The following is a 14120-nucleotide window of genomic DNA, read 5'->3' as shown; positions in this document are numbered from 1 at the left end:
GGCACAAAGCCATGCAACCCATCTCTGATACAACAAGCACCGCGATCCGTCCCAGCGCACAGCAACCAACTGTAGTCCTCGTGCATGGAGCATGGGCCGATGGATCGACGTGGAGCCGACTGATCTCCCTGCTTCAGGAAAAAGGCGTGAATGTCGTAGCCGTACAGAACCCGTTGACCTCCCTGGTGGACGATATCGCGACCACCCGGCGCGCGCTTGAAAGACTGCAAGGCCCTATTGTGCTGGTCGGCTGGTCATATGGTGGGGCCGTGATTACCGAAGCTGGCCAGAACGACAATGTGAAAGCACTTGTTTATGTGGCAGCCTTCGCGCTTTCCGAAGGTATGTCGGTCAACCAGACGGCCAAGGACTATCCGCCTCCTTCCGGTTTTAACCACGTCCAAGCCGACAAGGATGGCTTCCTGACATTGACATTGGAAGGTGTGCAGCAGCATCTTGTTCAGGACATTGCACCCGAACAAACCAAGGTGATATTCGCCACACAGCACCCAACCCACGCCAGTAGTTTCGATGGCAAGGTGTCCGTGGCTGCGTGGACGACGAAACCGTCCTGGTATGTGGTGAGTGAACAGGATCGCATGATCCAACCAGATCTCCAGACAGCAATGGCGCAGAAAATCTCCGCAAAGGTGACTACTCTGCCAGCCGGGCACGCACCGCACATTTCCCAACCGTCGGAAGTCGCAGAAGTTATTCTTGAGGCGATTGCCCACGTTACCCAGTGAAGAGAAGTTCGTTTCCGAACGGGCCACCACCACACGAAGCCTGCCCCCCCAAACCGGGGCGGGCTTTTTGCGTCTTACCAGAAATGTTGATGGAAGCAGGCTCTGGACCGTGCAGCTTGCACCGAAGCACCCATGCTCGCAACCGGAGTAACGCGATCGGCTTCGGTTTGGAAACGACAGGCGGCGGCTAGTGCCAGTGTTTAGATTTTATACCGAAATGGCGGAGGGGGTGTCTGTCATTCGAACTTATGAGTAATTCCGAGTAATTCCGATAGCTCAATAAAATCAATATTTTCGTATCATTTTCGTGCCGGTCATCTGCGCTTAGTTCCGATGGGTTCCGACATGAATTTGTGGGTAGGTCTGATGGGTACAAAAGTATACTTTTTGCTCTAATCTCATAAACTCAAAAATGTTGTACGTGAAATTCTTTCATTTTCAATAGACTCAAGCATCTCAACAGCTTATTATAACTATTTCGAATCCCATTTTTTGAGGTCTGAAATGGCCAGCGTCATCAACAGATTAAGCGCCGCAATGGTTGCCAAAGCACTCCCCGCAGGCATGTATAATGATGGTGGCGGGCTGTATTTGCAGGTCGCCAAGGGCGGCACCAAGTCTTGGATTTTCCGCTTCATGCTTGCTGGCCGTGCCCGCGAAATGGGACTTGGCTCCATCCACGATTTTTCACTTCGGGAAGCCCGGGAACGGGCGCGAGAAGCTCGGCAACTTACGGCGGATGGAATAGACCCAATTGAGGCGCGCCGGGAACGCCAAGCCACCACGCGAGCGAAGGCCGCGAACGAAATCTCCTTCGCGGATGCCGCCGAACGCTACATCAAGGCGCACGCGGCAGGCTGGAAAAATGCCAAGCACGCGGACCAGTGGCGCAACACCCTCAAAACCTACGCCTACCCCGTCATCGGCTCCCTATCAGTCGCCAGCATCGACACCGCCCATATCACTAAAATCATCGAGCCGATCTGGGCAGAAAAAACCGAAACCGCGAGCCGTGTACGCGGACGTATTGAGTTGGTGTTGGATTGGGCCAAAGCGCGCCATTACCGGAACGGCGAAAACCCCGCTCGTTGGCGCGGCCACCTAGACAAGCTGCTTCCCGCCCGGTCCAAGGTTTCCAAAGTTCGGCATCACCCAGCCATGGCATATACTGACCTCCCCTCCTTCATGCCCCGACTCCGAAAGGTGTCGGGCATAGCCGCCCGTGCCCTTGAGTTCACAATCCTCACGGCTGTCCGCACGTCCGAAGCCATCGGCGCAACCGACGCCGAGTTCGACTTAGTCGAGAAGGTCTGGACGATCCCGGCAGAGCGCATGAAAGCGGATAGGCCGCACCGCGTCCCTCTGTCCGACCGCGCCGTCGAAATCCTGCAATCAACACCGATGGAGGCCCGCAGCCCTTACGTGTTCCCCGGCGCGAAACGAGGCAAGCCGCTGAGCAACATGGCAATGCTAGAAGTTCTTCGAGGAATGGACGGCACTGAGGGACTAACCGTTCATGGCTTTCGCTCCACATTCAGGGATTGGGCGGCGGAGCGTTCCAGCTTCCCTCGCGAGATTGCCGAAGCCGCGCTCGCCCACACCGTCCGCGACAAAACCGAGGCGGCATATCAGCGTGGCGACATGCTGGAAAAGCGACGCAGGCTCATGAGCGCGTGGGCTAGTTTTTTGGTCAGCGCCCCTGCTTCAAGCCAGAATGTGCTTCCTCTCTCCCGCAAGAGCATGAGCTAAAATTGCTCCGCGTCAGACGGACTGGTTCGCGTTGCGATGCGTTGAGAATAAGCACATTATGTAATGCACGAGTACTGGAAGAACACTGATTATGACGAAAGTGATAAATTCGTCGTTCAGTCTCCTCCAGCGATACATCTTGATAGCGCGGCTCAGTTCCTCGGAAAATCCGAAAATGATAACCCGGCTGATCAAAACAAAACCGATTGTCACTATCAAAAACCAAAAAAGGGTCCTTGCAATTAGCTGTCCCCAAGATGCATTCACGCGTCCGGGCTCCCAATTGTAAGGCAGTAATTTCGCCGCATAGATGCCTGATGCAAGAAAGACCGTCAGTCCGAGGATCGCGGCGATAAGCAGTGAGGCAAGGATTGAAATTCCTGCATTTGTCCCCGCCTGAAATGCGACCTTGAAATAGATAAATCCAGCAAATACCCAGCCCAGCACTATCGGACCCATTATACCCCCCTTAAAAGCTTTCTGATCAACGATTTTTCAATCAGACTAGTGCCACAGTCGTCAAGCACTCTTAGGAAAAGAACTGGTAGCTTTGTTCGACTAGACACATATGCATTGGCCGATCAGCTCGAAATTACTGCGAAGAAACGACCTTCGCCTTCGCCACTATTGTTGAAGCGATGCTTTTACAAACCGATGCAAATTTTTGAAAATTCTTCTTATGTTCGCTTTGATTGGCTTGCTCTTTTTCCAGAATTTTGCCGAGATTCAGGGAGTTCTGCTTCGAAACAGATTTGTAATTTTCGATGTCGGATTTACCCCGGATCAGTTCTTGGATGTTGTCAGTCTCTTGCCGGTAATAGGTTTCCAAATCAATCCAGTCAGCCGCTCGAGCTAAATCAGACATTTGAACGTTCTCGAGGGCGTTGACCTTCATCGCCCACGTCGCGTCGCTTCCTCCTTCCGCCAGATTATGGGCCACAGTGTCGCGATAGTTATTGCTGATTGTTCCGCGCACACACAACACGACTGATTTTTTCTCAGATAAGGTTAGGCCGTCCAAACTTGGGTACGCTTCATTCCCCGCAAACGCTCTACCGGATAGAAGAAGCAAGCTTGCGACGGCAATTACACGCTTGCTGGTTCTGTTCTCATCGATCCCCATATCAGTCCCTCTTAAGTTTCCCAATCATGGTTTTATAGGACGTGGTTTCATAACAGTCCAGATGGTGCTCTGATAATATGGATGTCAGAGAACGAGTCGGCTGGAACCTTCGACGCTTAAGGGTCGAAAAAGGTATATCGCAGGATCACCTTGCGTTTGCCGCAGAGGTCGAGCGCGCTTATGTCGGCCACCTCGAGCGCGGCAAGAAAAATCCGACAATCGTCACGCTCTATAAACTGGCTACGGTTCTCGATTGCGACGTTTCCGAGTTATTCGCCATTCCCCCGAAAGATGCTGAGCCAATCGCCCCGCTCGGTGCAGGCAGGCGTAAAAGTTAGCAGTAGCTCAGGCTGAGCCATACCATCCAAAATGCTTCACAAAATTTGCGAGGGGCATGGTCAGGCAGACGGGGGGTGCCATCCGGCGAAACGGCCCCATCGCCGCCCAAAACCTTAAGGGGGCGGGAGGGCCTCTGCCTACTCAGCCTTCTGATCGTTGAGCCGATAGCGTCCCTTGGCGACGCGAACGAACAGCGCAACATCTGGCGACTGCTTGTCTGTGCAATGGTCAGCGAGGAATTCGAAATACCGAGGATAGGTCCAGCCGGGTGCAACCCGTCGCACATCTAAGGCGCGAAACGGCTCCGCCAGTTCCCCCTTCCGCACGGCCATGCAGACTGCCGAATAAATGTCAGTCCCACCCAGTCCCATAATGGAACACAATAAGCAATGAAACTCGGTAGGGCAATGCTGGACCATACCGATCTTCGCCCCGCATTCGGCGCATGGCGCGATATGTCATTCGATGGATAGAACTAGGGGCTATCATCCCCGCGCTTGATGGCGGCACCATTCCGTCCCGTTTCCCGATACATTCTATCCATGGCTAGCCATGCCATCCTACGCCCGAACCCATGCGTATGGCTCAACCTCACAGCACCGTATCTCCGCGCAGTATCAATAGGGCAAGCCCTAGCGATTCTCGGAGAAAAGCCAACTGATGGTATCACACACATTGGAGTTGACTTTTTGATACACCAGTATCACTATCTTATAGAGTTATGTGAGACTATCGGAGTCCATCATGTCCACCGCCGCAATAGTTGGCTACGCCCGCACTTCAACCACCGACCAGAAAGCTGGACTTGAAGCCCAGCTCCGCGATCTGTCAACCGCAGGTGCTTCGCGCATATTCCAAGAGGAGTTGTCGTCTGTGGCTACCAAGCGCCCGGAACTGGAGCGGGCGCTGGATTACGTACGCGAGGGCGACACGCTTATCGTCACCAAGCTGGACCGCCTTGCGCGATCCGTCGCAGACCTCGTGGCGATCACCGAGACGCTTCGCACGAAGGGTGTGGCACTCCGCATCCTATCGATGAGCCTCGACACCGCCACACCGACCGGCAAGCTGATGCTTAATTTGCTAGGGTCGATTGCGGAGTTTGAACGGGAATTGATGCTGGAACGGCAACGCGAGGGGATCGCGAAGGCCAAAACTGAGGGGAAATATAAGGGGCGAGCGCCGACTGCGCGGGCGAAAGCGGAGGAAGTGCTGCGGTTGAAGGCTGGAGGAATGACGGCTGACGCAATCGCGACGAAGCTGGGGATCGGTCGGGCGAGCGTGTTTAGGATTTTGAAGCTACGTTATAGCTCGTCAACATGAGTAAAATTGTCCCTTGGAGCCATGCTAATATGCATGCGAATCTACGGCAGTAACGCGCAATCTGACCGGAGTGAAACGAGGATCGATAAGCTTAGGTCTTGAAGAGACATTTTGGAGCGCTGATCAGAAGTTGTCGGATTCGAGCGACATTCATAAAGTGATCATACTGGTTATGATCGATGTTTTTTTTTGCGGCAGGGGCAACATATGGACATTTCGGAACTTCCAGACTTTCCCGCAATACAACAAATTCAAGATTCTTTATGGCAGAAAGGCGATGTGCGAGGAGCAGCTGTTATGGTGGGAGCGGGCTTCAGTAGGATGGCCCTTCGCAACACTGAATTAACACCTTATCCGCCTCTCTGGGATAACTTTAGCGACGCGATGAAGCAAAAGCTCTACCCACACGGTGCCTCGCCTGACGACCCGTTAAGACTCGCGCAAGAATATAAAGCAGCTTTAGGTGAGGTAGCGATTGACGGCCTTATCCGAAGTCTCATTCGAGACGATCAATGGCAGCCAGGAGAAATGCATCAAGCATTACTTTCTCTGCCGTGGGCTGATGTTTTGACCACAAATTGGGATACACTTCTGGAACGCACTGAGTTACTCGACACAGAACGTGCATATGAAGTCGTAAGGACTGTGGATGATATTGCCCGCACCAGATCGCCACGTATTGTCAAATTGCATGGGAGTTTTCCTGCCAACAAACCCTTTATATTTACAGAGGAAGACTATCGCACATACCCAAAGCGCTTTGCACCCTTCGTTAATTTAGCTCAGCAAGTGCTGTTAGAAAATGAATTATGTCTCATTGGATTTTCTGGTGATGATCCGAATTTTCTCCAATGGGCAGGATGGGTCCGGGACCATTTGGGAGATTCGTCTCGCCAAGTTAGGCTCGTCGGCGTGTTGGAATTGTCGCCCTCCCGGCGAGAAATGTTAAAGCAACAAAACGTCACAGCGATTGATCTGGCGCCATTAGTCACCAACCAACCACGAGACGTGAAACATTCTATCGCTTTGTCACACTTTCTCGAGGCGCTGCTCGCCGCAAAACCTCGCGACATCCGCCAATGGAATAGGCCTTCATCTAAGCAGCTTAAGACGAACAGCGGCACTGCGGACACGAACCCTACTCTGGAGGAAATCATTGAGTCATGGCGACAAGATCGTGAGAACCACCCGGGCTGGCTCGTTACTCCCGGCTCCATCCAAGCAGCATGCCGCTACGAAACAGATCGCCACTATTCTTTGCCACAGGCTAGCGAGGTTAATCCATTCGAGAGGATGTCGTTCTTGTTTGAATTAGCTTGGCGTCACGAAACATGTTTTTGGCCGCTGTCCCGTAGCTATCGCGATGCCATTCGACAAGAGTACCTTCAAGGTCACGCTGGATATCTAACAAGAGCCGAACAAGTTAGACTGTGCGCATTTTTGACTGCCGAATGTCGGCGAGATGAAGATCACGAGGGATTTGAATTCTGGATTTCGACTTTAAAATCATTTGAGGATCAGGTGGCAACAGTTGAAGCCGTATACAATCGAGCTCTAAATGCGAGGAGAGAGTTTGACTACGAAACCATGGAAAAGCTGGCCCCTCAGATAATTGGCGACGATCCAATATGGAAGCTGCGTCAAGGCATGATCTATTCTTTTCTTCGTGACGAAGAAGTATCTGCTGATTGTATTCATTCAGCGCTAGTAGAGGTAAAAAAACGGCGCACGAAAGATAGAGATTCTATCTGGTTGTTATCCCGAGAAGCATGGGCACTCTGGATTTATCATTCAGCTCAGCATGTGCTCCGTAGTCGAAATTTAAAGCAACCTTATATTGGAGATTGGCCGACTCGTTTCTCAATCAAAAATTGCGACCCGTGGGAGTATATATCTTATACGGACCGACTTGCTTCAGAGGCCTTTCAAAAGCTTCATAAGGAGCGCGTGAGGAAGACACCGGGCTTTAACGCCGGAGATTACAGAGATTCAAGCAATACGACATACTTTGTGAACCATGCAAATGTCAGCACGCTGGACATCTTTATCCGGCTACAAGAAACCGTGGGTATCCCCAGTAGTCTAGCTTACACGAACTTACTTAAAACGCGTCTATCCTCGTCCATGGAAGCTGAATGGGCATCAGGGAGACAAAGCATTTCTTTAACATCAACACTTATTCACAATGCAAAAGAAGGACTGATTGACACTGCTTTTAATCGAATTGAGATTGCAAATATGGATATTTCAGATGTCCATGTCCTTGTAGATAGAATAAAAATTTACGTAACATATTTTACTAACAGGGGTAATTCCAAAAATACCTTCGAATATATAGAAGAAATAAAAGTCGGCATTGAGATCCTGTCCAGACTTTCTGTCCGTCTTTCTGTTGACTTAGCGAAAGAGTTATACAATTGGACCATTGATTGGATCAGCGAGCAGAAAAATATTCATTGGACACTATTCAAAAATTTGGAAAATCTGCTGGAGCGCGCACTAGAAGCCATCCCGAGACATGCAAAAGCAGAATTGGCAGAAACTGCACTATTCTTGCCGCTTCCGGGGGACATAAGCAACGGCGGCTTGGAGCGCGACTGGCCAGAACTTATTAGTAAATTTGAAGCTAATGATATCGCGCGTCCTACCAATAACCTTAGATGGTCGGAACGTATTGCTCAACTAATTAATGCAGTTCGCTCGGGGGATTCACTTAACCGATCTCGCGCTCTTATGAGACTCCGTCTTCTCTATCAAGCTCATGCTTTAACAGATGATGAAAATTCGGAACTAGCTTCAGCCATATGGCAAAAGTCAGACAACGACCAGAGCTGGCCGGAATGCACCGGACTTTTGCCACATATCTTCTTACAGCTTCCTGAAGATAAGCCCGGGAAATCAATAGACATATTTGGATTTAAAGTAATTAACGTAATATCCAACGGAAACCTACACGCAGACACATTATTAACGCTTCACGGCGGAGTTATTATTTCCAATGAAATTGTAAATTCTTTTAAAGATAAGTTTATTTTTATTTTCCGATCATGCTTAAACTGGAATAAGAAGACTGAGAAATCTCCTTTATTCTGGAATAACTCAAAGCTAGAAAATGATAATATGAGATTTGCAATCTCAAATACCTTATCTTCTGCGATACTGCCAGAGATGTCTGCGGAAGATTTTACAGCGGAAGATAAGCAGTTATGGGGTCAGAAGCTCATGATGGATGGGCAAATTGTTGCAACGGCTTATGAATACAGTCGAATATTTCCAGACAAGTTGCAGGATGCTGTTCGCGCGATTAGGAAATCGATCTACAGCAAAGATGCGCCGACTATTGGATCAGGCCTCTTTGCTGTTCGTTGCTTTGCAAAAGCAGCGCGCGAATCCAACGTCACTGTTCCTGAATTATTGGTCTCAGACATCATATCAGCATGTGAAACCATGAAGGAACCGCATCTATATTACAATATAGGTACAGCACGAGAACTATTAATAAGTAAGAGCATCGACAGCGACGGAATAGATCGTCTGATTGAAGGAGTGTCTGTCATATGGTCAGATTATTCATACGATATACAATCAGATGACGAGCAGAGAAATATTTCTCTTACGTTAACCCGACGTGAATGTGTAAGGATTGCTAATATTATATATGAAAATTACAGCGATAGCGATTTAATGAAGAGAATAATAGATGTTTCAATTTATGATCCTATGCCAGAGGTGAGATATGCTTAAAGTTTCTATGCAACCGGAGAGGTTTTAGGAATTATTTCACGGAATTAGCGGGTGGGAAGTAACAAGATTTCAACAACTTAGATACTGATCCCCCTCCGAAACCTTTCCACCCGCTCTCGCGCTGCTTCCAGCCTTTGCGCTAGCCGCTTCGCCTTTTCCGTATCTTCGCCTTTCGCCACTCCCGGAACAACCCGTCTCGCCTCCACCTTCCGCAGCAGCTTCAACGCCTCCAGCCGCAAATCCGTTGATTGTTCGTCATCCTCGGCCACGCCGATCAAATATCGGTGGGTGAGGTCGTAGACCCCTTGCGGCGCTTCATACTCAATAATCGCTTTCGCGGCCTCGACGCACTTGGCCTCTGCTACCTCGGTCGAGGTCATGATTTGCAACAGCGCGGCGAGCGCCGGGCTTAGGATTTCACCCTCGGCCATTCTTCTGCCTCCACATAACGGTTATGAAAGGGACAATGCCCCGGTTTCGGTTAGAGATGAAAATCCTATGTTTTCAATGGGATGGAATGAATCCTAACCGTTCTAACTGATCTAACTGATAGGGGGATTGAAGGAATTTAGTGTTCTAGGAAGTCTATAAAGTTCGTGTTATAACCGTTAGGAACAGTTAGGCTGTTAGATCATTGTTTTTATTGCACTTTTTCATTCATCATCCGTTAGGGCCATACCATCCTCTTTAACATACCCTCTAACCGGCTTACCTCCCGCCCAGATCAGCTTCGGCCCGGTCCACCCCAGCCGCCTCATGCAATCGCCCAGCCTCCGGCTATCCCGCGTCGTTACGTTCGGCATCTCCATCGCCAACGCCGATGCGAAAATGTTACTCGTGGCGATGCGAAGCTCGCCTTCTGCCCGCTTAGCAAGCTTCGGTAGGAGCGCGGCGAGCGTATCTTCCCACGGATCGGCCTCAACGCGTTCGGCTTGCCGCTGGGCGGCAACCGTCCACAGATGCTCAGGGATTGTCACCGGGTCGGCTTCACCCGGTTCCACCATCGCGGCTTCGGCCCAAAGCTGATCACGTGCATCGCGCAGCGCCGCCAGATCAATCTTTCCCGTCACGACCGGCCAGAACCTCCGGTTTCCGGTCGGGTCTTTCAGGTAATGGTCGTCGTTCGTCGTGCCGATCAGGATGCAGCGACGGGGAACTTCCTCAACCGTCCGGGCGTAGGCCGCGCGCGCTCGGTCATGGGTTTTTGAAATAAACTGCTTTGCCCGCCGCACGTCCGACTGGCCCAGCCCATCCAGCTCCGGCGCTTCGACAATCCACTTTCCCAGCAGCAGCTCTTGATGCTCTTTATAGTTCTGGCGGAAATCGAGGGCGTCGGTGAAATTGTCATCGCCTCCGGCCAACACCTTGAGCGCCGATGACTTTCCGCGGCCCTGCGGCCCTTCCAGCACCAGCATTGCATCAAACTTACAGCCGGGACGCCGTACGCGCCGAACCCCGGCAACCAGCACGGCCCGGCCAATGGCCCGGGTCAATTCGTCATCTGCCGCGCCAAGATATACCGAAAGCCAAGTGTCCAGCCTCGGCGTTCCATCCCAAACCAGCCCATCAAGATAATCCCGCACCGGATCGAACGCGTTCTGCATCGCAAGCAGCCTTGCCGCGTCTTCCACGTTTCGCTGGCCGGGATCAAAATCGAAATTCTCAATCACAACATCGCGCAGCTTCAGCACCGTGTCCGCAAAAGCCTCACCAACGGGCTTATCGTAACCCTCGATCTCCATCCGCATGTGAAACTTGTCAAACTTCATGCTAATGCCGAGCTTGCTGATCGCCAGCTTCGCGTTCGCCACCGAAGGCGCGAAGCCGCCCGGATTTGCTTGGCGGTTCAATTCCGCCTGCGCCTTGCCCTTTCGCGCCTGCTTGCGGTCCAAAAATGAGCTAAAGGTCTGCACTTCATTCGGCTTCGACGAAACCGGCAGCAAGTCTTTCATAGCCAGATCGTCTGCCGTCACCAGCGTAAGGTCCGTGACATCCAGCACCCGCACCACCCTTGCCATCACTTCCTTGTCCATTTTCAAAACCTCACCCACGGCCCAGCCTCCGTTCGCGATCAAAAACCACCCGCATTCCTTGGCATAGGCGGTCGTAGGCATCTTCGGCCCGCTTTCCCGGCAGGGCTTCGATCAGCTCCAAAGCCTCCCGAAGCAAATACATGCCGCGGAAAAACTCCGCCTGTGCAACCAGCTCCGGCTGCACCCGCAACCGGTTCCGGGCTTCGTCCAGTGAAATTACGTCAGCAGTCATCACCGTTCACCTCGCTACCTTTGGAAAAAGAGGACTGGCGGAACGAGACATTAGATACCTCCCGCCAGTCCCCGTCGCGGGGGCCATGCCCGCGCCTCAATTCATCGACCTAGCCACCAGCTTCGCGGCCAAGTCCTCCAGCACCTCCACCGCTCGCTCCGCATCCCGCGCCAACACTTCCCGACCCGCCCGCCGATGCCAGTCCCGCAACTCCCGCAGCCCTCGAAGTCCTGCCATGAACTGCTTGACCGGATCGGACGAGGCCCGAACCTTCGCCACGGCCCGGTGCGCCACCCGCATGGCGTCCCGCCAGCCCGCATCATCCCCGGCAATGAACGCAGCCTCGGCTTCCTCCAGCAGCGCCCCGAACGGAGTCCGTGCCATCACCGTTCCTCCGGTTTCACCGTGCTGCTAAACAGACGGCTTGCTGCCGATTCAACGCCGCCATAGGTCTCCAGCCCATGCGTCGGCGCACCGCGCTCCGCCCCTCGGTCATAAGCACCAGTGGCGGTGGAGTCGGCAAACGCGTTGATGACGTTCAGGGCGTGGTCGCTCATCGGCAGATTAGAACGCAGATAGTGCTCCAGCACTTCGCGGTGTCCGACCAGCTTATGGTCCTGAATGTACCGGGCAACGCGCTCGTGCTCTTCTGGGTAAAGCGCCGCCGACTGCTGATAGCGGTACGCAATCTGGTCGAGTTGCTGGCGGGTGAAGAGGCGCGCGCTGGCGGCATGATAGAAGTCTTCGGATTTCATCGGGCTTGCTCCTTTTCAGCCAGCGCGGCGAGCCACGCCTCAACTTTTGAATGGTTGTACATAATGGACTGAAGCTCCGCTGGAGCTTCGGGGAAAGCAGCAAAGACCGAGGCCCGCACCGCTTCTCGTGCCTTCGCCCGTTCCATCTCTCGGTTATGCATTGCGGCGCAATCGCTGATGCCCAGCGCCACCGTGTCCGAGGACTTGTCGTATTCCGGCACCGTCTGGCCGTTCAGGTGATCAGTCGCTGAAATGCCGGGGCCGGATCGAAAACTTCCGAGCTTGGCCTCCAGCCGAGCGCTTTCGATCTTGTCGTCTGAAATGTGGTTCATGGCTTTCGCCTCCTAAAGTTATGCGCTCGCCGCGCCGCTTCGTTCGATGCAATTCTCCTGCCATGCCGCAATCACATCCTCGTCCCAGCCAACAGCGCGGGGGCCGAGCCGGACGGGCTTTGGGAACCAGCCATCCCGCATCCCCTCGTAAATGGTGGATGTGGAAAGGCCGGTGGCGCGGCGCACGTCAGGTAGTCGAATAAAAGTTTTCATGTTGGCGTCTCCGCATTTACTTGCACTATTCTTTCGGTGCGATCCGATAATGCATAGTAAATGTTGAAACGTTCCGATTGTCAAAAGCACATCTCCAGACTTCCCCAGCGAAACCCATGCGAAATTGACAATATATTCCTATTTACTATTGTAAAAAGAATACTATTCTAAAGTAATTAAACTAATAAAAATATTAAAAGACCATACTTTGTTTATTGCGGAACTAAACCTGCGCTAGGTGATCCAAACCCGAGCAAAGGAGACTCTAACTTACGTTGAACTCAAAGATTTCATCGATGATTGAGGGTGATATGGCTTAACGCATCAAGCGTAGAACCATACCTAAAACCTCATTAAGACAGTTGAATGGCGGAGCCATAACCATCTATACTTTCTATTTGATTTACGTTGACCTATCCTTACTCGCTTGTCAAACGTCTTAATGAGTCATAATGCGGCGATGGCGTTGGGAGTCATAACGTTAGAAGCGGAGGAAAAGACTCCCCCGGGCAACTGGCGGCACTCGACTCGCCAGCCGACGCATATTTGCGGTATGGATGCGGATTTGGTTTTGTGGGTAAATGTGCGGGGCAACTTCGCCCGCGCTTCATTTAATCAATGATTTCAATGGTTTATAAAGGTAAATGGCGGAGGGGGTGGGATTCGAACCCACGGTACAGTCTCCTGCACGCCGGTTTTCAAGACCGGTGCCTTAAACCGCTCGGCCACCCCTCCAGGCAATTGTTTTATCTATGCTTTTCACAAGTCTGGAAAAACAGCAAATCACAGCAAGCTATCGATTTGCGCCCAATTGCTTAGCGAGTGACTTCTTAGCAGCTTTTCTTGCGGCGTCAACGTGCACTGTTTCATTTGCCAGCATTCTGAACAACACGGAACGAAACCAGCATCCGATCACGATCAAAAGAGTTCGATCCAGCCTTCAGGAATACAACTTTCAGTGTGGCCACCATGGTCAGTTTCTGAAAACGCGCTAACTTCTCTCACGCAGCCTCAATTGCAGATTGCCGTTCCGGCATCATTCAACACGGAGGATTCCCCATGCAGCACAAAATCCAGGAGAATATGGAAGTCATCGGCGCCGATGGCGTACATGTCGGCACGGTCGATCACATCGAAGATAACCGCATCAAGCTGAAGAAAACCGATAATTCCGGTATGCACAGCGACCATCATCACTATATCGAACTCGGCTTTGTTGCCGACGTCGAGGGTGACAAGGTGAGATTGTCGGCTAATGCAGATATTGCAGTAACCTTGGAAGAGGAAGCATCCGGCCGCCCTGTCGATCTTTGAAGCAAAGCGCAAAGCCCCTCATAACACGGGGCCAATGGCAGCCGTGTTATGAGACAAACTCCCCTCACCTGCTTCCCATTCTCGGTCCTGGCGCATTGTTGCAGATCGAGACTTCGATCTGTTAGAAACTCAATGCCAAAACGCCGCAAGGAAGCGACCGGGCTTGTCCTTTGCCATATTGCGGCTTAAACTTGAGTTTAATAATCAAAATAAGAAA

General features: G+C 51.8%; 16 protein-coding genes and 1 tRNA gene. 6 read left to right on the top strand and 11 right to left on the bottom strand.

The window, feature by feature from the left end; translation table 11 throughout:
• The first annotated feature begins 11 nt into the window (after positions 1-11).
• Positions 12-746: an alpha/beta fold hydrolase gene (locus ABDF71_RS14650; RefSeq protein WP_151664450.1), complete on the top strand. Its 735-nt coding sequence runs from the start codon at positions 12-14 to the stop codon at positions 744-746.
• Between the two features lie 504 nt (positions 747-1250).
• Positions 1251-2495 (top strand): tyrosine-type recombinase/integrase, encoded by a 1245-nt coding sequence (locus ABDF71_RS14645; protein WP_258124348.1) that lies wholly within the window; start codon positions 1251-1253, stop codon positions 2493-2495.
• 12 nt (positions 2496-2507) lie between these two features.
• On the opposite strand, the gene ABDF71_RS14640 is transcribed toward ABDF71_RS14645, so the two are convergent.
• Positions 2508-2954 carry a hypothetical protein gene (locus tag ABDF71_RS14640; protein WP_258124347.1) on the bottom strand — a complete coding sequence of 149 codons (447 nt, stop codon included), beginning with the start codon at positions 2952-2954 and terminating at the stop codon, positions 2508-2510.
• A 133-nt stretch (positions 2955-3087) separates the two neighbouring features.
• Positions 3088-3618 carry a hypothetical protein gene (locus ABDF71_RS14635; RefSeq protein WP_258124346.1) on the bottom strand — a complete coding sequence of 177 codons (531 nt, stop codon included), beginning with the start codon at positions 3616-3618 and terminating at the stop codon, positions 3088-3090.
• A gap of 77 nt (positions 3619-3695) precedes the next feature.
• On the opposite strand from ABDF71_RS14635, the gene ABDF71_RS14630 reads away from it, so the two are divergent.
• Positions 3696-3956: a helix-turn-helix domain-containing protein gene (locus ABDF71_RS14630; protein ID WP_258124345.1), complete on the top strand. Its 261-nt coding sequence runs from the start codon at positions 3696-3698 to the stop codon at positions 3954-3956.
• A 138-nt stretch (positions 3957-4094) separates the two neighbouring features.
• Here ABDF71_RS14630 and ABDF71_RS14625 read toward each other — a convergent pair whose 3' ends face one another.
• Positions 4095-4289 carry a hypothetical protein gene (locus tag ABDF71_RS14625; RefSeq protein ID WP_308669808.1) on the bottom strand — a complete coding sequence of 65 codons (195 nt, stop codon included), beginning with the start codon at positions 4287-4289 and terminating at the stop codon, positions 4095-4097.
• A 412-nt stretch (positions 4290-4701) separates the two neighbouring features.
• On the opposite strand from ABDF71_RS14625, the gene ABDF71_RS14620 reads away from it, so the two are divergent.
• Together ABDF71_RS14620 and ABDF71_RS14615 are read left to right on the top strand one after the other, a co-directional pair.
• The gene (locus ABDF71_RS14620) at positions 4702-5280 is read left to right on the top strand and encodes a recombinase family protein (protein WP_258124343.1); all 579 of its coding nucleotides are present in this window, start codon (positions 4702-4704) and stop codon (positions 5278-5280) included.
• Between the two features lie 207 nt (positions 5281-5487).
• Complete coding sequence (locus ABDF71_RS14615; protein ID WP_258124342.1) at positions 5488-9024, top strand: SIR2 family NAD-dependent protein deacylase; 3537 nt, start codon at positions 5488-5490, stop codon at positions 9022-9024.
• Positions 9025-9101: 77 nt separating this feature from the next.
• Here the strand turns inward: ABDF71_RS14615 and ABDF71_RS14610 are convergent, their stop codons facing one another.
• The 8 genes from ABDF71_RS14610 to ABDF71_RS14575 form a co-directional block, all read right to left on the bottom strand.
• The gene (locus ABDF71_RS14610) at positions 9102-9455 is read right to left on the bottom strand and encodes a hypothetical protein (protein WP_258124341.1); all 354 of its coding nucleotides are present in this window, start codon (positions 9453-9455) and stop codon (positions 9102-9104) included.
• A gap of 222 nt (positions 9456-9677) precedes the next feature.
• The gene (locus ABDF71_RS14605; protein WP_258124339.1) at positions 9678-11075 is read right to left on the bottom strand and encodes a virulence-associated E family protein; all 1398 of its coding nucleotides are present in this window, start codon (positions 11073-11075) and stop codon (positions 9678-9680) included.
• On the bottom strand, positions 11068-11289 hold the full coding sequence (locus ABDF71_RS14600) for a hypothetical protein (protein WP_146097142.1): 222 nt from the start codon (positions 11287-11289) through the stop codon (positions 11068-11070). Before ABDF71_RS14600 ends, ABDF71_RS14605 begins: the two co-directional genes overlap by 8 nt.
• A gap of 96 nt (positions 11290-11385) precedes the next feature.
• Complete coding sequence (locus ABDF71_RS14595) at positions 11386-11673, bottom strand: hypothetical protein (RefSeq protein WP_258124338.1); 288 nt, start codon at positions 11671-11673, stop codon at positions 11386-11388.
• Entirely contained in the window at positions 11673-12044 is a 372-nt protein-coding gene (locus tag ABDF71_RS14590) for a hypothetical protein (protein WP_122241819.1), read from the bottom strand. The genes ABDF71_RS14595 and ABDF71_RS14590 overlap by 1 nt, the downstream gene beginning before the upstream one ends.
• Complete coding sequence (locus tag ABDF71_RS14585) at positions 12041-12376, bottom strand: hypothetical protein (RefSeq protein ID WP_258124337.1); 336 nt, start codon at positions 12374-12376, stop codon at positions 12041-12043. The genes ABDF71_RS14590 and ABDF71_RS14585 overlap by 4 nt, the downstream gene beginning before the upstream one ends.
• Positions 12377-12394: 18 nt before the next feature.
• Complete coding sequence (locus tag ABDF71_RS14580; RefSeq protein ID WP_121994584.1) at positions 12395-12589, bottom strand: helix-turn-helix transcriptional regulator; 195 nt, start codon at positions 12587-12589, stop codon at positions 12395-12397.
• Between the two features lie 645 nt (positions 12590-13234).
• Positions 13235-13324: transfer RNA gene (locus ABDF71_RS14575), tRNA-Ser, on the bottom strand.
• A 324-nt stretch (positions 13325-13648) separates the two neighbouring features.
• Between ABDF71_RS14575 and ABDF71_RS14570 the strand changes: the two genes are divergently transcribed.
• A complete protein-coding gene (locus ABDF71_RS14570) occupies positions 13649-13903 on the top strand; it encodes a DUF2171 domain-containing protein (RefSeq protein ID WP_029927397.1) in 255 nt (84 codons plus the stop codon).
• Positions 13904-14120 lie beyond the last annotated feature (217 nt).

The sequence above is a fragment of the Ochrobactrum sp. WV_118_8 genome, from assembly GCF_039631535.1.
Classification (GTDB): Bacteria; Pseudomonadota; Alphaproteobacteria; order Rhizobiales; family Rhizobiaceae; genus Brucella; species Brucella anthropi.
The sequence above is the reverse complement of the archived record's forward strand: the minus strand, read 5'-3'. Positions and strand labels throughout refer to the sequence as shown.